23 protein-coding genes are annotated in these 22,078 nt (G+C 36.5%); all 23 read right to left on the bottom strand.

Going from position 1 to position 22,078, the window contains the following annotated elements:
* Window positions 1–148: 148 nt before the first annotated feature.
* Entirely contained in the window at window positions 149–1,657 is a 1,509-nt protein-coding gene (locus tag ENO17_06005; protein HER24581.1) for a tricarboxylate transporter, read from the bottom strand.
* Window positions 1,657–2,133, bottom strand: coding sequence for a tripartite tricarboxylate transporter TctB family protein (locus tag ENO17_06000; protein HER24580.1), 477 nt, complete (start codon window positions 2,131–2,133; stop codon window positions 1,657–1,659). The genes ENO17_06005 and ENO17_06000 overlap by 1 nt, the downstream gene beginning before the upstream one ends.
* A 68-nt stretch (window positions 2,134–2,201) precedes the next feature.
* Complete coding sequence (locus tag ENO17_05995) at window positions 2,202–3,185, bottom strand: tripartite tricarboxylate transporter substrate binding protein (GenBank protein HER24579.1); 984 nt, start codon at window positions 3,183–3,185, stop codon at window positions 2,202–2,204.
* 250 nt (window positions 3,186–3,435) lie between these two features.
* Window positions 3,436–4,320, bottom strand: a complete 885-nt coding sequence (gene dapA / locus ENO17_05990) for a 4-hydroxy-tetrahydrodipicolinate synthase (GenBank protein ID HER24578.1) — start codon at window positions 4,318–4,320, stop codon at window positions 3,436–3,438.
* A gap of 159 nt (window positions 4,321–4,479) precedes the next feature.
* Window positions 4,480–5,739: a DUF2088 domain-containing protein gene (locus tag ENO17_05985; GenBank protein ID HER24577.1), complete on the bottom strand. Its 1,260-nt coding sequence runs from the start codon at window positions 5,737–5,739 to the stop codon at window positions 4,480–4,482.
* Window positions 5,740–5,783: 44 nt separating this feature from the next.
* Window positions 5,784–6,950: a pyridoxal phosphate-dependent aminotransferase gene (locus ENO17_05980; protein HER24576.1), complete on the bottom strand. Its 1,167-nt coding sequence runs from the start codon at window positions 6,948–6,950 to the stop codon at window positions 5,784–5,786.
* Window positions 6,951–6,985: 35 nt separating this feature from the next.
* Entirely contained in the window at window positions 6,986–7,534 is a 549-nt protein-coding gene (locus ENO17_05975; protein ID HER24575.1) for a 2-oxoacid:ferredoxin oxidoreductase subunit gamma, read from the bottom strand.
* Complete coding sequence (locus ENO17_05970; protein ID HER24574.1) at window positions 7,531–8,364, bottom strand: 2-oxoglutarate synthase; 834 nt, start codon at window positions 8,362–8,364, stop codon at window positions 7,531–7,533. The genes ENO17_05975 and ENO17_05970 overlap by 4 nt, the downstream gene beginning before the upstream one ends.
* Window positions 8,364–9,515 (bottom strand): 2-oxoacid:acceptor oxidoreductase subunit alpha, encoded by a 1,152-nt coding sequence (locus ENO17_05965; protein HER24573.1) that lies wholly within the window; start codon window positions 9,513–9,515, stop codon window positions 8,364–8,366. Before ENO17_05965 ends, ENO17_05970 begins: the two co-directional genes overlap by 1 nt.
* The gene (locus ENO17_05960) at window positions 9,505–9,711 is read right to left on the bottom strand and encodes a 4Fe-4S dicluster domain-containing protein (protein ID HER24572.1); all 207 of its coding nucleotides are present in this window, start codon (window positions 9,709–9,711) and stop codon (window positions 9,505–9,507) included. Before ENO17_05960 ends, ENO17_05965 begins: the two co-directional genes overlap by 11 nt.
* A gap of 46 nt (window positions 9,712–9,757) precedes the next feature.
* Window positions 9,758–10,636: a succinate--CoA ligase subunit alpha gene (sucD, locus tag ENO17_05955; GenBank protein ID HER24571.1), complete on the bottom strand. Its 879-nt coding sequence runs from the start codon at window positions 10,634–10,636 to the stop codon at window positions 9,758–9,760.
* Window positions 10,633–11,781, bottom strand: a complete 1,149-nt coding sequence (locus ENO17_05950; GenBank protein HER24570.1) for an ADP-forming succinate--CoA ligase subunit beta — start codon at window positions 11,779–11,781, stop codon at window positions 10,633–10,635. Before ENO17_05950 ends, sucD begins: the two co-directional genes overlap by 4 nt.
* Window positions 11,782–11,827: 46 nt before the next feature.
* A complete protein-coding gene (locus ENO17_05945; GenBank protein HER24569.1) occupies window positions 11,828–12,196 on the bottom strand; it encodes a DUF1667 domain-containing protein in 369 nt (122 codons plus the stop codon).
* 2 nt (window positions 12,197–12,198) lie between these two features.
* On the bottom strand, window positions 12,199–13,434 hold the full coding sequence (locus tag ENO17_05940; protein ID HER24568.1) for an FAD-binding protein: 1,236 nt from the start codon (window positions 13,432–13,434) through the stop codon (window positions 12,199–12,201).
* The gene (locus ENO17_05935; protein ID HER24567.1) at window positions 13,383–14,915 is read right to left on the bottom strand and encodes an FAD/NAD(P)-binding oxidoreductase; all 1,533 of its coding nucleotides are present in this window, start codon (window positions 14,913–14,915) and stop codon (window positions 13,383–13,385) included. The genes ENO17_05940 and ENO17_05935 overlap by 52 nt, the downstream gene beginning before the upstream one ends.
* 46 nt (window positions 14,916–14,961) lie before the next feature.
* Window positions 14,962–15,645, bottom strand: a complete 684-nt coding sequence (locus tag ENO17_05930) for a GntR family transcriptional regulator (GenBank protein HER24566.1) — start codon at window positions 15,643–15,645, stop codon at window positions 14,962–14,964.
* 200 nt (window positions 15,646–15,845) lie between these two features.
* Window positions 15,846–16,988 carry an isocitrate/isopropylmalate dehydrogenase family protein gene (locus ENO17_05925; GenBank protein ID HER24565.1) on the bottom strand — a complete coding sequence of 381 codons (1,143 nt, stop codon included), beginning with the start codon at window positions 16,986–16,988 and terminating at the stop codon, window positions 15,846–15,848.
* Window positions 16,981–17,490 (bottom strand): 3-isopropylmalate dehydratase small subunit, encoded by a 510-nt coding sequence (gene leuD / locus ENO17_05920; GenBank protein ID HER24564.1) that lies wholly within the window; start codon window positions 17,488–17,490, stop codon window positions 16,981–16,983. The genes ENO17_05925 and leuD overlap by 8 nt, the downstream gene beginning before the upstream one ends.
* Window position 17,491: 1 nt before the next feature.
* The gene (gene leuC / locus ENO17_05915; GenBank protein HER24563.1) at window positions 17,492–18,754 is read right to left on the bottom strand and encodes a 3-isopropylmalate dehydratase large subunit; all 1,263 of its coding nucleotides are present in this window, start codon (window positions 18,752–18,754) and stop codon (window positions 17,492–17,494) included.
* Between the two features lie 24 nt (window positions 18,755–18,778).
* Window positions 18,779–19,468: a hypothetical protein gene (locus ENO17_05910; protein ID HER24562.1), complete on the bottom strand. Its 690-nt coding sequence runs from the start codon at window positions 19,466–19,468 to the stop codon at window positions 18,779–18,781.
* 209 nt (window positions 19,469–19,677) lie between these two features.
* Window positions 19,678–20,541, bottom strand: coding sequence for a 5,10-methylenetetrahydrofolate reductase (locus ENO17_05905; GenBank protein HER24561.1), 864 nt, complete (start codon window positions 20,539–20,541; stop codon window positions 19,678–19,680).
* Window positions 20,542–20,577: 36 nt separating this feature from the next.
* Window positions 20,578–21,408: a methyltetrahydrofolate cobalamin methyltransferase gene (locus ENO17_05900; GenBank protein HER24560.1), complete on the bottom strand. Its 831-nt coding sequence runs from the start codon at window positions 21,406–21,408 to the stop codon at window positions 20,578–20,580.
* 14 nt (window positions 21,409–21,422) lie between these two features.
* Entirely contained in the window at window positions 21,423–22,058 is a 636-nt protein-coding gene (locus ENO17_05895; protein ID HER24559.1) for a cobalamin-binding protein, read from the bottom strand.
* Between the last annotated feature and the right edge of the window lie 20 nt (window positions 22,059–22,078).

The following is a 22,078-nucleotide window of genomic DNA, read 5'->3' as shown; positions in this document are numbered from 1 at the left end:
TCTTAAGAATATCAATTCCTTTCTGATCAATATTTTCTAATAATAGAACTTTAAATTTTTTTATCATCTTGGTTATCTTTTCTTGAATATAATAATTTTTTATTTTCTTAATCACAAAATAAATCTTTTTTTTCAACCATTATTCTATCTATTTTCCCGGTCGACGACGAACAATTAAGAAATAGTAAAATACTATTGTTAGAACTAAAAAGAAGACACTATCGGCACTTCTAAAGAAAATTAAAGGATTGCCATGCCCAAGGGAAAGGGCTCTTCTGAAATAATCTTCTGCCATAGGCCCTAATATAAAACCTAACAATAGACAAACAACTGGAAAATTTTGCTTTCTAAGGATATAAGCGATGATTCCCATAATTAAAGCCATGAACATCTGAAAAATCGAAAAGGTGCTAACATAAGCTCCAACGATTGCTACTGTTGCAATACTGGCATATAATATACCTCTATCTATTAAAACTATTTTTATACAATAAGGTCCAAGCAGAAAAAGACTTAAAGGCAACAATATCAAAGCACTTACAAATAAAGCAGCGAACATGGGAGCGACCAAATGAAATTGCGTACTCATTAATTGAGGTCCGGGCTGTAATCCATTAATAATTAATACTCCTAATACAACTGCTGTTGTTGCATCTCCCGGGATACCAAAAGTTAACATGGGAACCAGAGCTCCGCCACACATGGCATTATTCGCCGTTTCAGCTGCCGCTATACCTTCTACTGTTTCTGAAGTACCAAACCTTTCCGGATGTTTTGATGCCCTTATCGCTTCGGAATAGGAAATAAAAGCAGCCATTGAACCGCCTGCTCCCGGAAGCACACCAACAAAAAAACCAATCAATGCACTTTTAATATAGGATACTATCCCAATTTCTTTAATATCTTTCCATTTTGGAATAAAATCCCGCCTATTTAATTTATGCTCAGTTTCTTCTTTTTTTACACTGACTTCATCTTGGCTTTTTTCAGCTTGGATCAATACTTCACTAACGGCAAATGTGCCAATAATTACCGCCATTAAATCTATCCCTTCAGTTAAAACATTAAAACCAAAATTAAAACGTACCATCGGTTTCATTAAGTCAATTCCTATTGTAGCAAGCATAATTCCCAGGAAGGTAGCAATTGCACCCTTTGCCAAAGACTTTCGATTAATCAGAATAATAACCACCAGTGCAAATAGAATTAGAGAAAATTTTCCAGGCGTTCTAATCATTAAAGCTAATTTTAACGAAAAAGGAGCAATCAGCATTAATAAAATACTTCCGATCGTTCCACCTATCATTGAACCAAAAGCAGCATGTCCCAGGGCTTTTGCTCCTTGACCATTTTGCATTAATTTATTCCCTTCTAAAGCAGTCATCATTGCAGAAGGAGCACCCGGTATATTAATAGTAATAGCGGTAATACTTCCCGAATATATACCGGCCATAAATATCCCCATACACATAACCAAAGAACTCACGATATCCATACTATAAGTTAAAGGTAAAATCAAGGCTATTGCTAAACAAGAAGTGAGTCCTGGTACCGCCCCAAAAAACATGCCTATAAAAAACCCTATAACTAAATAAATAAAGATAGTTAGATTTGTTAATACGACAAAACCATTTAGTATACCTTGTATATTTTCCATTAAAATATACCTCCCAATTTAGGCAATCTTATTGCAAATATTTTTTCATATAACAAAAATATTAGAACAGTAATAATGACAGCGTAGATAATTTTTATATACAGCTTTCTTTTTTTAGAATCGAAAATTGAAATGATACTAAAAATATAAAGAATCGAAGATAACATATAACCGGTCGATTTTAAAATTAGAATATAAATAACGGTAAAGATAATGATTAGTATGGGTTTAGTTTTATTTGTCAAATTAAAATCAATTATTTCTTTTTTTTGTTTCAAAGAATCAATCAATAGATATAATGTTATAAGATACATTAAGCAAGAAATTACTATCGGGAAAAAATTAACATCAACCCTTCCTTTTCTTATAGGTGAACCCATATTAATAGCTTCAATCATATATATTGTGTTCCAGATAAATATCATAATACAGATAATCGTTGTATTATTTATCTTATGTTTAAAATTAATCAACATATCACTACCCTCCTGTACAATCAACCTTTACCCTTTTGGTAAAGGGTAAAGGTTGATTGCTACCTTGTTTATTCCTCAATAATACCTTGTTTAATTAAGTCATTTAGAATATCAAAATACTTGGTTTGAGTATCAGTTGCCCATTTATTTACGTCTGCTCTTCCCAACCACGCTGAGGTTACGCCAACTTGGTTAAGCCAATCCAAAAATTCATCTGAATGGTAAGCATCGTCAAATGTTTTCTCAAGCTTTGCTAGTATATCTTCTGGGGTTCCAGCAGGAGCAGCAACTAAAACAAAGCTGAGTACTTCTAAATTGTAACCCAATTCTTTTAAAGTTGGTACATCAGTAAATTTTACATTTCTGGTTCCTGATAATTCTACCAAACCGCGTGCTTGCCCAGAATTGATTAGTGGTGCAAAATCGCCCAAGCTGGTGATAATGACTTCTACTTCTCCGGAAAGCAATGCTTCTTTTTGAGGAGCAGCGCCACCTGTATAGGAAATTACATTAAATGTAACCCCTACTTTTTCTTGAAGCTGTAAAATTGCAATATGTGTTCTCGAACCCAATTCTTGTATACCTATATTAATACTTTCTGGTTTTTCCTTGGCGGCTTTTACGAGATCTTCAAAGTTTTTAAATCTTGAGTCTTGACGAACCACTAAAGCATCAGCTTCACTGGTGAGTCGGCATAACAAAACTAACTTGTCCAAACTATATCCCGGAACCAATTCTTTCCAGGGAACAGTAATAACGCTATCGTAAGTGAGCGTTCCAAGGGTACTTCCATCGGGCTTAGATTGCATTACGGAATATACACCGGTTCCGCTCATTCCACCTTCTAAGTTTTCAACATAAATGGAAACAGGAAGAGCTTTTTCAGCTATTTGCGAAATCTTTCTGGTAATAGCGTCTGTTCCTCCGCCCGCGCCCCAGGGACAAACCATTCTAATGTCCTTTTCGGGATATTCGGCTGCAATACTAACCAACGTTACAAAAGATAGCATCAAAAGAATAAAAAGAATCATCAATTTCGATTTAAATTTCATTTTAAAATACTCCTTTTTTATTTTTTTAAATTTTTAATTTTAACTAATTATAAATTCTAAGCAGCAATTAAACTATAAAATCACCTCCATCCTATCGTATAACTTATCTACGATAATTTTGCATTCCATGTTAGTGTTATTTAATATCGACCTTTTTTGTATAATTATTATCAGAACATTTTTATATCCACTTTAAGTCAAAGGATTTTTATGTTTTTTAAATTATTTCTTCTTTTTAAGATTCCCTATTCTATAAAACCTGCATACTATACAGCACTTCTTTTAGTTTCTCTCTAGCCTCTTCTGTTAAGGGTTGCACCGGCTTTAAAGTAGAACCTACTTCGATACCTAAAAGGTTTAAACCTTCTTTTACAACCACCGGAAAACTTCCTAAACTGAAAGCCATGCGTAGGGGAGCTAATTGAAACTGTGCCTTTAAAGCTTCCTGGTAATTGCCTTTTTGATACTCTTCATAAATTTTCACCACTATCTTAGGAACAATATTTGCCGTAGCAGCAATAGCCCCTTTCCCTCCGTAAGCTAAAAATCCATATATCAACGTATCTCTCCCGGCTAAGACAGAAAAATCATTGTTAGTTCTTCTTATATATTCAGCTCCCTGGGCCATGTCACCGCTACTATCTTTAATCCCTATAATGTTATCAATCTTGCTAAGTTTGACTACCAGATCAACACTAAGATTAATCCCCGTTCGTCCAGGATTATTGTAAAGAATAATGGGTAAATCTGTACTGCGAGCAATTGCCTGGTAATGATTAAATAATTCTTGTTCATTGGGGGAAATAAAAACCGGCGTAATTATCGATAAAACATCAACACCTATATCAGTAGCTAACTTGGTGAGTTGGATCGTTTCTTTGGTAGTGGTAGCGCCAGTACCAACATAAACCGGAACCCTTCCATGATTTGCTTCCATTACCGTTTCGATAATTTCTTTTTTCTGGTTGATACTAAGACCATACCATTCTCCGGTACTTCCCAAGGGGAATAGACCATGCACTCCTCCTTCTATCAGGTAATTCACTACTCTACCGATTGCTTTTTTATCTATATTTTCCTCCCTGTCTAATGGGGTTACCATTGGAGGTATAATACCCTTAGGATGAACTGTCATATCTTTACTCCTTTCACACTAATTACTTTCTTTGCAAAGAAACACTATTTAATCCCTGATAAAGCTTAGTCAGTAGCTGCCCTGATCTACTAAAGCATAATCTACCCACCGGCTATTAAAACCTGCAACATTTCCATTATTTAATATTTTTTTAATTTCCTATATATTTAATTTTAAATTTCCCTCAGAATTAAATTCTATTTTTGCCCAAGATAATTCATAAGAAATATTCTTTTTCTCTTTTATTTCTTCCCATATCGGCTCTGATACATACATCTCATCAAGCTTTAAGGTATTTTTTATGATAACAATTCTGGGAATTACACCTGGCAGGTTCCATACAGTTTTTAATCCTACTTCAATTGCTTCTCTGTCCGTATCAAAGACCATCGGAATTCTTGCCCTATCGAGAAAAGTTGTAGTAATAGTATTCATATTCGTCGCTTTGAAATCTATTTTTTCATATAATCTCCTGGTAATCATATCAGCCATTCCTATCCCCAAAGCGTTTCCGTGAGTTTCCGGGGTTAAATCTAAAATCAATATTTTTTTAATCACCGGGGGCTCGTACTCATCTGGCTGAAAATCTTTTATCCCACCAATGACATTAGTATCTATTCCTGTTCCACTTATATTTTTGCCCATTTCTTGAATAATAAGAATGTCTATCTTTTTTACCGGAAGTGTCGGCAATATTTGTTTACATTCCCTGAGTAATTCTTTGTCTATTCGAACAAAGTCTTCCGGTACGCCTGCCATAATTTTAAGGGTTTGATCGTAACCATTCTCTAAAATAGCAAACCCTGCTAAAATTGGTGCTTTTTCAAGGATTAATTTCGCAAATTCGAACATATAATCCCGAAGCCCTTTTACTCCAAGAGAATGGACCAATTTCGCACCTTGATGATTGCCTAATCCTACAGATAACATTTTATGTAAACCACTTTCAATTTCTGCTTTAAAAGCTGTATGTACCTTCACCCGATTTACCACAATAATTCCATCAGCTAAGTACGCAATTTTATCGAAAAATATCGGTAAGCCATTTTTAAGTTGACCCAATTCTACCGTTTCCATAGAAGCTTTTATTGGTACACCCATACTTTCTTCTGTAATTCCATAATTGGCCAGTACATCTTTTTGTCCCTCGGAAGTTGCCCCCCCATGAGATCCCATTGCGGTTAAAATAAAAGGCACACACTTTCTATTTTTAACTTCACTAATAATGCTTTTTAAAATTAATTGAAGATTATCAATCCCTCTACTTCCAACGGTTATTCCAATTTCCATTCCGGGTTTGATTTTTTTATCTAACTGAATACGAGAAAACTCATCTTTGATGGTTTTAGGTATATCTTCTAAATAAGTATTATTAAATTTTTGATAAACTTTTCTAAATTGTAAATTAATATCCGTCATGATAAACTCCAATTTAAAAATAATTTTGATAAAATGAATTTAGATTATAATTTTTCAAGGGCAGTTTTGATTCTCTCCATTCCTTTTTCAATGGTTTTATAATTTGTCGTGTATGAAAATCGTGCATAGCCTTCTCCTAATTTTCCGAAGGCATTTCCGGGAACTATGGCTACTTTTGCTTCATTTAATAGATATTCACAAAATTTCTCGGAGTCCATTCCGAATTTTTTGATGGAAGGAAAAATATAAAAAGCCCCCTGGGGAGGTTTATAGGGAATCTCCATTTGATCAAAATAAGACATCATTAGCATCCTTCTTCGACCAAATTCTTTAACCATCTCTTCCACACAATCTTGAGAGGAAGTTAATGCTATTCTTGCTCCTTCCTGAACAAAAGTATTGGGACAACTTAAGATATGCTGATGCATTTTAAGCGCCTCTCTGATAATATTCTTCGGTCCAATTAGATAACCAACTCGCCAACCATCCATGGCATAAGTTTTAGAAAGACTCCCAATAATAAAAGTTCTCTCCCGCATATCTTTTAAGTTCGCTATACTAATATAATTGATATCTTCTTGGTATATCATTTTATTGTAAATATCATCGGAAATAACAAAAAAATTATATTTTTTCGCCAATCCAGCAATTACTTCTAATGAATTCCGGGAAATGACTTGACCAGTCGGGTTATGGGGTGAGGTTAAAATAATTAATTTTGTTCGGTCAGTTATATAGTTTTCTAAATTTTCAGGTTGTTCCAAAATAATATCTAAAGGTACGCTTATGTCTTTTGCTCCTCCCAAAAAAGACCATCCCTTATAGTATACATACATCGGATCGGGAATTAATACTTCATCCCCTGGGTTCAACAAAGTTTGGGTAGCAAGATAATTTGCCTCGGAAGCCCCCACGGTCACAATGATCTCATCTATTCCCACCTCTAATTGGAAATCTTCTTTTATTCGATAGGCAATTGCCTCTCTCAAGGCTTGCGTCCCGGCACTTAAATCATAATGCACCATTCCTTTTTTAAAGGCCTCTTCGGTCGCATCGATAATATGTTGTGGTGTATCAAAATCAGGCCTACCTTGAGAAAATTCTATAACATCAAATCCTTCATTCTTCATTTTTTTTGCTTTATTAGTTGTTTCTCGTATTTTGGAGAAATTTATCCCCTTTACACGATCACTTGCTCCGAGACCAATCATTAGATAAATACCTCAACTTTCTTTATTCTATTAGATCAACTGATAGATTGTTCTGCTAATTTAACTCCGAAATCTAACGCTTTCATATTTAATTCTTGGGTTGTATCCGGGATGAGATCAAACATTGCTTTTTTTATGGCATGGTAAGATACCACTCCAATCTTTTTATAAAGAAAGCCTAACATAATCATATTAGCAACGTTTTTTTTCTTTAATTCCTCAAGCGCAATTTTATTAAATGACTTATGATAATGAATAACACCTTCTTTTAAATATGATACCTTTACTAAATCAGAATCAGTGATAACAACTCCGTCTGATTTGAGGTCGTTAACATGACCATCAAAGGCTTTCTGATTTAAAGCAATAAGTATATCAGGATTATTAATAACCGGATAAATAATTTTTTCTTCCGAAACGATCACTTCCGTACATACATCTCCGCCTCTCATATCAGAACCATAAGTTTGTGTTTGAACGGCATTGATTTTATCATAAACCGAAGCGGCTCTCCCCAAAATAACACTTGATAATACCACACCCTGACCACCCATACCGGTTAATCTTATTTCCATTTTCTTCATTTTCTTGCAGCCTCCTTGCGCAGCCTTTTTATTTCATCGGTTAATTCCGGGATGTTTTTCTTCTCCACAAGTTCTCCTACGATGATCTTGTCTTTTAATTTCTCTTCACTCATACTCCTGGCTTTACTTATATTCACCGAATATTTTTTATAATCCAGTAACATACTTACCGCATTATTTCTCTTGCTGATGACTTTACCGTATTGAACAGGACACTGCGAAACTACTTCAATAAAGGAAAATCCTTTATGCATAATCGCTTTCTTTATGGAATTCTTCAAGGGACGAACCTGGTAAGTCGTCCAACGGGCTACGAAAGTAGCACCGGCAGCAATGGCTAAACTACTTAAATCGAAAGGTCTTTCGATGCTTCCATAAGGTGTAGTCGTTGTCTTGGAATCATAAGGAGTAGATGGCGCTACTTGTCCTCCAGTCATTCCAAAAATTTGATTGTTAACACAAATGAGCGTTAGATCAATATTTCTTCTGGCGGCATGAATAAGATGATTTCCTCCGATCGCACTGGTATCTCCATCACCGGCACAAACAATTACTTTCATCTTAGGTACAGCTAATTTTAGTCCGGTAGCAAAAGCGGCAGAACGACCATGGGTAACATGCAAAAGATCGGTATTAAATGAAGGACTGGGAATCCACCCTGAACAACCGATACCTGATACAAAGGCTACATCATCAAAATTTAACCCTAATTCGTCAATTGCCCTTAAAATGCTTTGGGAAATAATGCCATTTCCACAACCAGGACAAGTAGTGTAATTTATTTCTCCTCGGAAATATTTTTTTAAAGGATGTTCAACAGCTCTTTCCATTATATGACCTCCTTAATTTCATCTAAAATATATTCGGGACGATAAAGGGTACCTAAAATTCGAGGAGGTAAAAATTTAACTTTAGCATTACCATTAACAGCCGCTTGAACAAATGGCAATATCTGTCCTAAATTATTTTCACATACTATAATTGTTTTAACTTTTTTAGATAATTCCTCAACTTGATCTTGGGGAAAAGGCCATAAAGTAATCGGCCTAAAACTACCGACTTTTAATCCTTTTTCTCGGGCTAATTTAACCGCTTCTAAGACTGCTCGATGCACTACTCCGTAAGAAAATATTGCTACTTCTGCATCTTCCAGGTATTCCTCTTCTATCATGACAATATCGTCTTTGTGTTTTAATATTTTATTGCTAAGTTTTTTAATAGCAACATCCATAATTTTTGGATCGGATACATTCCTAAACCCATCTTCTTTATGGGTAGAGCCGGTAATATTCGCCTTCAGACCTTTCCCAAAAATAGGCATTGGGGCTACTTCTTCATCTAAAAATATCTTTTGATGCATTCCCTGATAAGTTAGCAATTGTTTTCTTTCCACTAATATAATCTCATCAGTAAAAGGAAAATCAACTCTTTCTCTCATATGACCAACTAATCCATCCGCTAATATAAAGACCGGAACACGATATTTTTCCGATTTATTAAAAGCTTCAATAGTAAAATCAAACATTTCTTGCGGAGAAGAAGGTGCTAAGGCAATAATCTGATACTCCCCATGTGAGCCAAATTTTGCTTGAAGCATATCTCCTTGTAGGGGGACGCTTGGGCTTCCGGTAGAGGGACCTCCTCTTTGCACGTTTACAATAACACAAGGCGTTTCAGTAACGACTGCCAGACCAATATTTTCTAACATTAAACTAATCCCCGGCCCGGAAGTAGCAGTCATCGACTTTGCTCCTCCCCAGGAGGCACCGATAATATTGGCAATAGCGGCAATTTCATCCTCGGTCTGGATGAAAGTCCCTCCCTCTTCAAACATTCTTTGAGACATATGATGAGCAATTTCCGAAGCGGGAGTTATGGGATAACCGGCGAAAAAATTACATCCTGCAGCAATAGCCCCTTCTGCGCAGGCTATATTTCCCTGGATAAAATCAGTTTTTCTTATAGTAATTTTATTTTGCATTTTTACTCACCACGATAGCAAAATCTGGACAATAGATCATACAGTTTTCACATTTTGTACATTTTTCTTCATTGGTTATTCTGGGGAAACGGAATCCCTTATTGTTTAACTCACCGGAAAATTCTAATATTTTAACCGGACAAAGGGCAATACATATTCCGCAACCCTTGCATGCATCTTTACTTATTTGAACCATTCTCTTACTTTGTACCTCCCAATCATTGTCAATTTCCTTTTTTACTCTATTGGTTATCATGAAACAAATTTTTCACTAAAGAAGGGATTTCGTAAAGCATATTAGCTATTCTTACATCGGCGGCCAGTAAGGATGCAACCTTGCTTTTAGCGCTTCCTTTGCCGCCTTCGATGATTGCTCCTGCATGTCCCATTCTCTTCCCCGGAGGTACTGAAGTTCCGGCAATATAAGCGACAACCGGTTTAGACATTTTTTCCCTAATGAATTCTGCAGCATCTTCTTCTTGAGTTCCGCCTACTTCCCCAACTATAACCACCACTTTGGTATCTTTATCTTGATTAAATAATTTTAAAATATCCACTAAATTAGTCCCGGCAATCCTATCGGCACCCATGCCAACTACCGTACTCTGCCCTACCCCTATTGCGCCTAAATTTGCTGCCACTTCGTAAGCCAATGTTCCGCTCCTGGAAATGATGCCGACTTGACCTCGACAAAACATATTTGCCGGTAAAATACCTATCTTACACTCACCGGGAGTAATGATGCCCGGGGTAGTCGGACCAATTAAAGTAGCATTTTTCTGCAAAGCATAAGCCTTCATCTCCATTACATCATGTACCGGAATATGCTCGGTTATTAGAACCATTGTTTTAATCCCTGCATCAATTGCCTCAATAACTGAATCTTTGGCTACACTTGCAGGAACAAATAAAAGTGAAACATCGATTGAAAAATGATTGACTGCTTCCTCTACCGTATCAAATACAGGAACACCTTCAATTTTTAAGCCTCCTTTTCCCGGAGTTACCCCTGCCACTATCTTGGTTCTTTCTTTTAACATATAACTTGTTTGAGTTGCACCAATATTCCCGGTAATGCCCTGAACTAATACCCTGGTCTTTTTATTAATTAAAATACTCATTTTGCTTTAACCCCCAACAATTTTGCGAGAAATTCTACTGCTTTCTGAGTTTCGGATTCCTTAATTACATGAACCCCTACTTCTTCTAAGGTACTCCAAGTTTCTTCTTGGTGATTACCTAAAGCCTTCGCTACCATGGGAATACTCACTTTTTTTTCTTTAATCACCTTAGCTATTCCCTTAGCTCCTTCATGAATAGGATTTATCCCTCCATATAAGTTTATTAATATTGCTTTTAATTCAGGTTGCTCTAAAACAAGCTCCATACAATCCACCATTAAGTCAGAAGTTATCCCGCCTCCTGTTTCCAAAAAATTTGCGGGAGATAACCCGGGATAATCATTTATCATATCCATGGTGGCCATAGCCAATCCAGCTCCACTGCAGATTAATCCAATGTTTCCATCCAATTTAACAAAAGTAGCTCCTTTTTTCATTAATCTCTGGTCTCTTCCGCTCATAGCATCCCATCTTTTTCTATTTAATTTAGGATGCCGGAAAAGAGCTGAATCATCTATCTCTAAAACTGCATCTACACAAAACACTTTTTTGTCTTCAGTAAGCACTAAAGGATTTATTTCTGCAATTAGACCATCATATTCTCTAAATATTTTATACAATTTTATTATTATATTTACGGTTTTTATTAAAGGTTCACCGCTTAATCCAATTTTTTTAACCAGACTTATAACTTGATAGGGATATAAATTTTGTAAAGGATCAACCGGCAGTTTAAATATTTTTTCTGGATTTTCTCTATTTACCTCTTCTATATTAATACCACCTTCAGAAGAAATCATAATGATGGGAATTCCTAAAGTTCTGTCAATGGTAATCCCTAAATACATTTCCTTCTGGATCTCTATTTTTTTTAAAACTAACAATCCTTCAGGTTTATATCCTTTTATCTCAGTTTTTAGCATCTTATCTGCCACGATATCTATTTCAGCCAGGCGATCTACAATCTTTACTCCTCCGGCTTTTCCTCTTCCTCCTACTAAAACTTGAGATTTAAGTACTACCGGTACACCAATACTCTGCGCTATTTCCTTTGCTTCCCGGGGTATTTTGGCCAATCCCCCCGGTGGAATATCAATGCCATATTTTGAAAATATTTCTTCTGCCTGATATTCATGTAATTTCATAAGGTTCTTCCTCCGTATCAAATCAAAATGAATTCTTTATCTTAATTTAATTAATTATTGTATTTACTTTCCGGGTAGCTACCAAATCTATATTCTCGTTCAATAAATTCTCAGCTACTATCTGGCCAAGGTCAATAGGAGCTTCAACTTTAATCCGACGGGTCATCTCTCCTATTTTCTTTAAATATTTTTTGGGGACGGGAAAAGTAGTTTTAACACTAACCAAGGGAAAATCTCCATTTTCTACCTCAACCGAGCCGGTGAAGACCCTTAGGGGATTGATAATCTCGTTTTCTACATAGTCTTTTCCCTTAAGGCATTCCTGCCCGGTAATATTTTTAATGTTTGTTCCTTCATATTCTACTTTGATGCGGCATCCGTTGGGACAGATGATACAAACAAATTCTCTCTCCATAGTTAAACCAACCTTACCTTTAGTGATTTTAGATCCTCTAATTCTCTCGAGGATAACTTCACCCTGATCATCTCTGCTGGATTTACCCGGGGGAAAGATTTTTTCTTGATAACTTTTTCACCATCATGAAAGATTAAAGCCTTCTTTTCTCCCGGTTGATTCACCCGAAAGGAAAAGAGTGTATCTTTAAGGCTATTTAAAGTTTGAGGCACAACATATCTTAAACCCTTTTCCAATTCTACTTTTATATTGCACTCTTTCCTTGGTTTCCCCCTTAGATATTCTGCCACTCCCTCTACAATATATTCGGCTTCCAATGAGACATTATCTACAATATCATGTACCTGCAGAACATTCCCGCAGGCAAAGATGCCGGGGAGACTGGTCTGACCTCTTTGGTCGACTTGCGGTCCTCCGGTGATGGGGTCTAACAGAATACCTGCTTCCAGGGAAAGTTCATTCTCTGGTATGAGACCTACCGAGAGAAGCAGCGTGTCACAAGCTATTTTCTGCTTACTTCCCGGGATAATTCCTCCTCGTTTGCCCAATTGAGCAATGGTTACGCCGGATAAACGTCCATTTCCCTCTATATCTACTACGGTATGGTTGAGCAAAAGGGGAATATTAAAATCATACAAGCATTGATTGATATTTCGGGGAAGACCGCTACTGTAGGGGAGTTTCTCGGCAACGGTGATAACCTCTGCTCCTTCCAGGGTTAGGCGTCGAGCCATGATCAAGCCAATGTCTCCCGAACCTAATATGACTATTTTTTCCCCCACCATATAATCTTTTAAATTAATTAATTCTTGTGCCACACCGGCCGTATAGATACCGGATGGTCGAGCTCCCGGTATCCCAATAGCTCCCCGGGTTCGCTCACGGCAGCCCATGGCCAGAATAACTACTTTGGCTTGAAAATGCTGTAAACCGTTACTGCCCATTACCACCACTTCTTTTTGAGGAGTAAGACTTACTACCATACTATTTAATAAGTAAGGGATCTCTTGATCTAATAACTGTTCAATATATCGTTGAGCATATTCCGGACCAGCCAGGGAGATGTGAAACTTTTCCAGCCCAAATCCGTCATGGATACACTGGTTTAAGATACCTCCTAAATAGCCTCCCCTTTCAATAAGGAGAAGTTCCTCTATCCCTTTCTGCTTGCAGGCAACGGCAGCGGCTAAACCAGCAGCCCCTCCTCCAATGATAATAACTTCTTTTTCTGACATGATTGATTATTTTCCTTATTGCTTCTATATCCGTTTAACAGATAAGAATCATTTCCTTTTAAGGTAATTTCCTTGGGATCAAGCTCAAAGTATTCTCTTAATATCTCCATAATTCTGGTTTGACAATATCCTCCCTGGCATCTTCCCATCATAGCCCGGGTGCGATATTTAATGGAGATCAGACTTTTAGCCCCCAAAGGATTGTTGGCTGCTTCCAATATTTCTTTCTTGGTAATTTTTTCACAACGGCAGACGATCTCTCCGTAGTTAGAATCTTGTTTGATTAAGGCTTTCTTGGTCTCTTCATCCTGTTCTTCAAATTTTAAAATTCCTTTTCTGAAAGGATTAAAGCTAAAATTGGAATTTAATCTTTCTTTTTTATTGATGATGTTAACTACTCTTTGAGCAATTGGTTGAGCGGCGGTCAATCCTGGAGATTCAATTCCGATTAGATTGATAAAATTATTCACTGTATCGCTTTCTTCTATCACAAAATCCCAAAATCCGCCAACAGAAGAGGGAACTTGTTTGGCTCGAAGACCAGAATAACTACGAATGATATCACCTGATGAAATTAAAGGTAAAAAGCTATAGGCTTCAGCAGAAAGCATTTTCATTATTGGGAAAGTGCTAGAAAAATCATTTCTTCTGTTAATATATTCATTGCTGGGACCAATTAAAATATTACCATCAATAGTAGGAGTCAGATGAACTCCCAACCCCCCGGTACCATCTTGGGGAACCGGATAAACCAGATGATTTATCATCCAAGAGGCTTTCTTATCCAAGATATGGTATTCTCCCCGACAAGGATAGAGGCTGAATTTTTTTATTCCAGCCATTCGGGCAATTCTATCAGCATAGAGACCAGCGCTATTAATTACATAGGAAGAAGTAAATTCTCCTCGGTTAGTGCTAATTTTAAAGTAAGAATTATCTAATCTGCTAATATCTTTTACTTCGGTATTTAGAAAGAAAGAAGCTCCATTATTCAGGGCATTTTCAGCCAGGGCAATGGTTAAAAGGTAAGGAGAGGTGATAGCGGTTTCGGGAGAATAAAGGGCAGCTATTCCGACCAAATTGGGTTCCAGCCTTTTCAGTTCATTCAGGCCAATAATTTGTAAGTTGTCTACTCTGTTCGCATCACCCTGCTGCTTTAATTTTTGCAAATCTTTGAGCTCTTCTTTTTTTTGGGCGACCACTAATTTCCCTATCTTTTTGTAAGGCACTCCAAGTTGATGACAAAGATCTTCAAAAGATTTATTCCCCTCAACACAAAATTTAGCCATCAAGGTACCCGGTCTATTATTAAATCCGGCATGAACCACTCCACTATTTCGACAGCTTGTTCCCCAGCCAACATCATCTTCCTTTTCTAAAACTGCAATCTTAATTTTGTATTTAGATAATTCTCGGGCAATAGCACAACCAACTACACCGCCTCCGATTATAATTATGTGAAAATCATGGTTTATTGTTTTCATCTTTTCCCTTTAAAAACAAATAAATAAATTCTTGCTATCTCTAAAACTATTTATGGCTGGAATCAGGGACATCTATTGCCTCAAGAGAAGATCTTTTTGCTCTTTCTAAGTGTTGGATTAAGGTTTCAAGAATAAGTTTTTTGTCATTCTTTTGTATGGCCTCAATAATTGCCAAATGTTCTCTTACTGAACCGGCAAAAGTAATTCTTTTGAGAGATATGTTTCTCAGCCAATGGATCTGTTCTTGAAGATTAGCTAATAAGTTAATCAGCTTTTTATTGCCGCAACTTTTAATAAGAAGGTCATGAAATTTTTTATCTAAAGCTAAATACTTGATACAATTTTCTGGTTCTGTGGATTTGTTAATAAATTTTTTAAAGCTAACTCCTATTTTTTCTAATTCCTCTAAGGATATCTTACCTATAGAATTTTTAATTGCCAGTGATTCTAATGTTTCTCTAATTTCAAAGAGATCTTCTATTATTTGAGTGGTAACTTTAGAGACTGCTGCTCCTTTTCGGGGAATAACAGTAACAAATCCCTCTTTTTCCAACCGATTAAAGGCTTCTCTAATGGGTGCTCTACTGATATTCATTGCTCTTGACAATTCTTCTTCCGGCAAACGGGTACCCGGCTTTAAAGTACCTATTATTATCTTAAATTTTATGTCCTGGTAAACCCTGTCTTTAAGGGATAGGTAGTTTCCTAAATCTTCGAAATACTCTTTCATAATTCCCCACTCCTTTTCAAAGATCCAACTATTCTTGTAAATATTTTATATTGTCGATTGTATATTGTCAACAATAATTAGAATATTTTTTACATAATATCTAATAAACCAAAGATAAAAATACGGAAAATTGGAAGGTTATGGTGCTCAAATGATAAGATTAGAGGCAGTTTGAATTTACCCAAAAAATTTAAAGGCGATTATTTGCTGAACTGTGATACTTGCCATAATTTTTTTATAATCTCATCCCCTATTTTGATGGTAGATGAATTTCCTCCCAAGTCATGAGACTTTATTTTACCTTCCATGAAGATTTTTTCTATTGCATCCTCTATGGCTCGAGCAGCTTTAGTCTCTCCTAAATGATCTAACATCATTGCACCGGAAAGTATTGTGGCAGTGGGATTAGAAATGTTTTTACCGGCTATATCAGGGGCAGAACCATGCACAGGTTCAAACATAGATACACCTTCAGGGTTTATATTTCCTCCGGCAGCTATTCCTAACCCCCCCTGGATCATCGCTGCTAGGTCGGTAATAATATCTCCGAACATATTCGGAGTAACTACCACTTGATACCATTCGGGTCTTTGAATAAAAAACATGGCAACGGCATCAACAAAGTTAAACTCAGTCTCGATACCAGGATACTGGCGGGAAACTTCTCCAAATATTTCTCTCCATAATCCATAAATATCTGTTAACACATTAGCTTTATCTACTGAAGTTACCCTTTCTAAATTCTTCTTTTTGGCTAACTCAAAAGCATACTTAATTACCCTTTTAGCCCCAGATCTGCTGATCAAACCAACCTGATAAGCCATCTCTTCTTCTTGTTCTAAATTAAAACCTACTTCTATTTTAGCTTTATATAATTTTCTTTTTACTTCCAGATGGTCCTGGTTCGCCTTGGTTTTAAACCTTCCCCCTATTCCTATATAAAAATCTTCTGTATTTTCTCTAACCACATAAAAATTAATATCCTTCGGGCTTTTATCTTTCAGGGGACAAGGAACTCCTTTATACAATCTGATAGGACGTAGATTAATATACTGGTCAAAGTAAAACCTGGCTTTCAATAATATCTCTTTTTCTAAAATTCCCGGTTTTACTCGGGGATCACCAATAGCTCCAAAGTAGATTGCATCCATATCCTCAATCTCTTTTAAGGCGCTATCGGGTAATAATTCTCCGGTTTTCAGGTAATGTTCAGCGCCAAAAGGATATTCAATCCAATTTATATCTATGGCAAATATTTTGGATACTGCTTTAATTACTTTCTTGCCTTCTCTTATTATTTCCGGTCCTATCCCATCACCGGGAATTAAAGCTATATTATACATCTTTTTCTCTCCTCTTTATTTCTTCTTTAACATATTCTCTTAATCCACCCGAAGAAATAATATTTTGAATAAAGACTGGTAAGGGATTTATTTCGTAAACTCTATCTTTATTAATATTTTCTATTATTCCTCTGGCTGTATCCACTTTTAGAAAATCACCTTCGGAACATTGATCTGCAATTTCTTCGGATTCAAAGATGGGAAGACCAATGTTTATGGCGTTTCTAAAAAAGATTCGAGCAAAAGATTGAGCGATAATACAAGATACACCTGCTGCTTTTAAGGCAATGGGTGCATGTTCGCGGGAACTCCCGCAACCAAAGTTTCTACCAGCCACTATAATATCACCCCGAGTCATTTTTTTAACAAACTCAGAATCATAATCTTCCATGCAATGCAAAGCTAACTCTTTAGGTTCAGAGGTATTAAGATAACGAGCAGGAATTATTACATCGGTATCAATATTGTCTTTAAATTTCCATACTTTGCCTTTAATCGTCATTTCATTTTACCTCCTCGGGACTGGCTATTCTGCCTAAAATAGCAGAAGCAGCAGCAAGAGCAGGACTGGCCAGGTATACTTCGCTTTCGGGGTGTCCCATCCTTCCTACAAAATTCCTGTTTGTGGTAGAAATTGCCTTTTCCCCTTTAGCCAAAATACCCATATATCCGCCCAAACATGGACCACAGGTAGGAGTACTAACTGCTCCACCTGCATTAATGAAGATACCAATTAAACCTTCTCGAATAGCTTGCAGGTAGATATCTTGAGTTGCCGGAATAATAATCAATCTGACTTTAGGATGAACTTGCTGCCCTTTTAGGATTTCTGCGGCTATACGTAAATCTTCTATCCTCCCGTTAGTACAGGAACCGATAATAGACTGATCAATTTTAATCTCTTTTACTTCGCTAATCGGTTTAGCGTTTTCCGGTAAATGAGGAAAAGCTACTTGAGGCTCAATTTTACCGACATCAATCTCTATAATTTTCTCATAATGAGCATCGCGATCACTTTGATAAACCTTAAAAGGTCTCTTGGCTCGCCCTTTTAGATATGTCATAGTAATCTCATCGGGTTCGATAATTCCGGTTTTAGCCCCTGCCTCTATGGCCATGTTACACATGGTAAAGCGGTTATCCATAGAAAGTCCTTTAATCACTTCCCCGTTAAATTCCATCACCTTATAATTTGCTCCATCGACTCCAATCCTGGAAATAGTATAAAGGATCAGATCTTTTCCGCTGACCCATTTATTTAATTTCCCGGAATAAATAAATTTTATGGTAGGCGGCACTTTAAGCCAGACCTCACCTAAGGCCATAATCGCTGCTAAATCGGTACTTCCCACTCCGATAGCAAAAGCACCCAATGCTCCGGAAGTGCCAGTATGAGAATCTGCCCCTACTATCACTTCACCGGGAAGCACCAATCCCTTTTCTGGTAGTAGGGCATGTTCTACTCCCATTTTACCTATTTCAAAATAATTCTCTATTCCGTACTCCTGAGCAAATTCTTTTAATAGCTTACACTGTTCTGCAGATTTTATATCTTTATTGGGAGCAAAATGATCAGGGATTAAACCAATTCTCTTTTGATTAAATACTTGTCTGGCACCACTTTCTTTAAAATATTTTATTGCAATGGGCGCAGTGATGTCATTGGCAAAGGCAAAGTCCACCCGAGCTTTAATGATATCTCCTACCCTAAAATTAGGGGTATCTGTATGAGTAGAGAATATCTTCTCTACAATTGTTTTTCCCATTATTTTCTCCTTGTTTAGTGAAATTTAATATTTATAGGTACAGTATTTATGCTGACAGTTTTCGCAGTCATTATCCTCTTGGGAAGGAGCCATTATTTCTTTCCCAGTACCGATTGCCCAGGACAATGATTTTTGGGGTAACATCATGTAACCTTTGCTTAACCTTACTCCAATATTATTAGCAGGAATGCTTTGGAAGATAACACCTTGCTGCGACACTTCCCATCCATTATATCCGGGAGAAAAATGTCTACTTGTTTTAAAGTTTTGTTCTTCTGCTTCTTTACGGGCTAACTTTCTAACACTTCGACTAAAATCCTCGACTGCTACGGTCCCTACTGCATCCAAAGCTAATGCCCGAGGAAATTCTCCTTGAGAGAATAACTCAACAACTTTTTTTTCCATCACTGCCCCAATAGTTACGACCCCTAACAGAAAATGACTTACTCCCTCTAATTGCCTGATAATTGCATTGGGGAATTTAAAGGTCAGTCCGTTTTCTAAATTAATTCTTCCCTTGGAGGCAAAGTCAACTATTTTAATTAAGGAATAAATGCCTTGGGGCATAAAAAGATCATAACCTCGATTAATTTCCTCTTCGGTAATCTGCAGAATGCTTTGATTAGGTATTTTAACCTTTTTTTGACTATACCCCTGGTATCGTAATACTGCCTCCCTGTCTATATTTAATTTAATATCTTTTATTACCTTCATACATATCTCTCATCTTCTAATTGAATTGTATAAGAATTCCATTTTCACGCAAGTTCTAATTCGCATCTCGTATCTCGTGAATAAAAAGTAGTTAGCTCGTTAATTGGTTAAATAGTTAGTTAGTTAATAGATTAATAACAAATCAGTCAACTGGCTAACCAACTAACCGGTGCACTAAATACTGACGACTATCCACTATACACAAACGATCAATCGAACAAACGGCAGACTAAATTCATATCTCGCAAAGGAAAGATATGAATTCCGGCTACATCTTTAAATTTACTTATTTCATCAATCAGTTCTCGGGATATCGTTACTCCCTCTTCTATGCTCTTCCCTCTCATTCTCTCCTTAACTTCGGGAGGAATAAAGATATCGGACAAATTATCACTCAAATATTCAACCATCTCATAACTCTTCAAAGGCATAATTCCAATAATTTTTGGTATATTGATATGAGCGGTAAGCTTTAAAAAACTTTCCAATAGCCCTATATCATAAATAGGTTGGCTTTGAATAAAATTAGCTCCGACCGATACTTTTTCTTCAAATCTTTCTATCTCTTTGGTTAAATTTCGAGCGGTGGGATTAACCGCTATCCCGATAAAAAAATCTGTGTTATCTTTAAGTTTACTTCCACTATATTCATATCCATGGTTTAATTTATTTACCATCTTTACCAATCCGATGGAATCAACATCAAAAACACCAGTCGCCATAATATAATCACCCACCTCGGGAGGATCTCCGGTTAAAGCCAGAATATTCCTTACTCCTAATGCAGACGCTCCTAAAAGTTCGGCCTGTAAGCCTAATAAATTTCTATCTCGGCAGGTTATATGAAAAATGGCCTCTAATCCTATTTTATCCTGAATAATATGAGAAAGGGCAATCGGGCTCATTCTTAATTTAGCCAATGGACAATCGGTAACATTAACCGCATCTACAACCTTTCTAAAATCGGCATTATTTACTTCTCTTAATATTTTCTCTATATTCAACGTTTTTGGGGGATCTAATTCTACTGTTACTACAAACTTATTCGCTGCTAATTTTTCTCTTAGATTCATTAACTTTATATCCGCCTTTCTTTATTTTGGATAAAATTACAATCTCCCTTTTAAAAAAACGCCAGAACATAATTTTCCTTCACGAAAAGCCTTAATATATTCCCCGCAAAATTCATCTTTACCCAACAAAAGACTGGTTACTTGGATCAAAGCCATTATTTTTTGATCAGTGGAATCCAATATTGCTGCATCGAGACCAGCTGCCATGGCTAAAACTACAAAACCTTGATTAATTAATCTTCTCTCCGGTAATCCGTAGGAAATATTGCTTAATCCAATAATTGTTTTCACTTTGGGATGTGAATCCTTTATCTTGTTTAAAGTCTCCAAAACAATATTACAATTTTGAATATTAGCGCTTACCGGTAAAGTTAAAGGATCAATATATATATCTTCTCCGGGAATTCCTTCCTGAGTAAGTTTTCTCACTAATTTATCAGCAATTTTAAATCTTTCTTTTACGCCCTGAGGAATACCCCCTTCATCCATAGTAAGGGCAACCACCGAACACTGATATTTTTTTACCAAGGGAATGATTAACTTCAATTTTTCTTTCTCTGCCGTTACCGAATTAATCAGAGCTTTACCTCTATTCCAATCATAGACTTCTAACCCCGCTTTTATAGCTTCGTGATTGGGACTATCAATACATAAAGGGGTGTCCACTGCTTCTTGCACCGTCTTTACCAACCACTTCATATCTTCCGGTTCGTTCTTTCTAATTGTCCCGATATTTAAATCCAACATCTTGGCTCCGCCTTCAACCTGTTTTTGGGCTATCTCTTGAATAAATTCTTTATTTTTGCTTTCCACCATATTTTTAATGTCTTTCCGGCTGGAATTTATCTTTTCACCAATAATCAACATATCAAACTATCCCCTTAAATTTTTAATAACTCCCTTGCTTTATCTACCGCCGAAGCAGCATCCGGGGCATATAAATCTGCATTAATTTCATTAGCAAATTCTTGGGTAACCGGTGCTCCTCCTACCATTACTTTAACTGAACTTCTTAAGCCTGCTTTTTCAAAAACAGTTAAAACGTCCGTCATAGCGATCATGGTGGTAGTAAGCAGAGCGGATATACCGACAATATCCGGTTGATGTTCCCGGTAAGCTTTCAAAAATTTTTCAGGAGAGACATCTATACCTAAATCTATTACTTCAAACCCTCCCCCTCTTAACATCATGGCTACTAAATTCTTGCCAATATCATGTAAATCACCTTTTGCAGTACCTATGATCACTTTGCCTACGGCTTTTATTCCATCTTTGATTAATTTGGGTTGCAGTAAGGTCAGCCCGCTATGCATCGCTTGGGAAGCCAATAATACTTCAGGCAGAAATATTTCATTATTCTTAAATTTTATTCCCACAATATTCATTCCTTTAATCAAGCCTTGCTCTAAAATTTCCCGGGGTTCTCTTTTTTCTCGTAAAGCTTCTTGGGTTATCTCTTTTACTTTTAAAATATCGCCTCGCAATAGAGCTTCTTGTAATTCCTTTAACTCTACCATAGATTATCTCCTCTCTTATT

The sequence above is a fragment of the Candidatus Atribacteria bacterium genome, assembly GCA_011056645.1.
Taxonomy (GTDB): domain Bacteria; phylum Atribacterota; class Phoenicimicrobiia; order Phoenicimicrobiales; family Phoenicimicrobiaceae; genus Sediminicultor; species Sediminicultor quartus.
Note: the sequence above shows the minus strand (reverse complement) of the source record. Positions and strands in the feature narration are given on the sequence as shown.

Coding starts and splice junctions, on each gene's coding strand:
- ENO17_05975 (HER24575.1), bottom strand. CDS start 7,534: ATGAAGAAAATGGAAATAAGATTAACCGGTATGGGTGGTCAGGGTGTG.
- ENO17_05980 (HER24576.1), bottom strand. CDS start 6,950: ATGATTGGTCTCGGAGCAAGTGATCGTGTAAAGGGGATAAATTTCTCC.
- ENO17_05900 (HER24560.1), bottom strand. CDS start 21,408: ATGTTGATTATTGGTGAAAAGATAAATTCCAGCCGGAAAGACATTAAA.
- ENO17_05960 (HER24572.1), bottom strand. CDS start 9,711: ATGGTTCAAATAAGTAAAGATGCATGCAAGGGTTGCGGAATATGTATT.
- ENO17_06005 (HER24581.1), bottom strand. CDS start 1,657: ATGGAAAATATACAAGGTATACTAAATGGTTTTGTCGTATTAACAAAT.
- ENO17_05910 (HER24562.1), bottom strand. CDS start 19,468: ATGAAGGTAATAAAAGATATTAAATTAAATATAGACAGGGAGGCAGTA.
- ENO17_05995 (HER24579.1), bottom strand. CDS start 3,185: ATGAAATTTAAATCGAAATTGATGATTCTTTTTATTCTTTTGATGCTA.
- ENO17_05970 (HER24574.1), bottom strand. CDS start 8,364: ATGGAAAGAGCTGTTGAACATCCTTTAAAAAAATATTTCCGAGGAGAA.
- ENO17_05925 (HER24565.1), bottom strand. CDS start 16,988: ATGTATAATATAGCTTTAATTCCCGGTGATGGGATAGGACCGGAAATA.
- ENO17_05965 (HER24573.1), bottom strand. CDS start 9,515: ATGCAAAATAAAATTACTATAAGAAAAACTGATTTTATCCAGGGAAAT.
- dapA (HER24578.1), bottom strand. CDS start 4,320: ATGACAGTTCATCCTAAGGGTATTATACCTCCAATGGTAACCCCATTA.
- leuC (HER24563.1), bottom strand. CDS start 18,754: ATGGGAAAAACAATTGTAGAGAAGATATTCTCTACTCATACAGATACC.
- ENO17_05950 (HER24570.1), bottom strand. CDS start 11,781: ATGAAATTACATGAATATCAGGCAGAAGAAATATTTTCAAAATATGGC.
- ENO17_05935 (HER24567.1), bottom strand. CDS start 14,915: ATGAAAACAATAAACCATGATTTTCACATAATTATAATCGGAGGCGGT.
- ENO17_05905 (HER24561.1), bottom strand. CDS start 20,541: ATGAATCTAAGAGAAAAATTAGCAGCGAATAAGTTTGTAGTAACAGTA.
- ENO17_05930 (HER24566.1), bottom strand. CDS start 15,645: ATGAAAGAGTATTTCGAAGATTTAGGAAACTACCTATCCCTTAAAGAC.
- ENO17_06000 (HER24580.1), bottom strand. CDS start 2,133: ATGTTGATTAATTTTAAACATAAGATAAATAATACAACGATTATCTGT.
- sucD (HER24571.1), bottom strand. CDS start 10,636: ATGAGTATTTTAATTAATAAAAAGACCAGGGTATTAGTTCAGGGCATT.
- ENO17_05985 (HER24577.1), bottom strand. CDS start 5,739: ATGACGGATATTAATTTACAATTTAGAAAAGTTTATCAAAAATTTAAT.
- ENO17_05945 (HER24569.1), bottom strand. CDS start 12,196: ATGGAGAGAGAATTTGTTTGTATCATCTGTCCCAACGGATGCCGCATC.
- ENO17_05895 (HER24559.1), bottom strand. CDS start 22,058: ATGGTAGAGTTAAAGGAATTACAAGAAGCTCTATTGCGAGGCGATATT.
- leuD (HER24564.1), bottom strand. CDS start 17,490: ATGACGATTAAAGGCAAAGTATGGAAATTTAAAGACAATATTGATACC.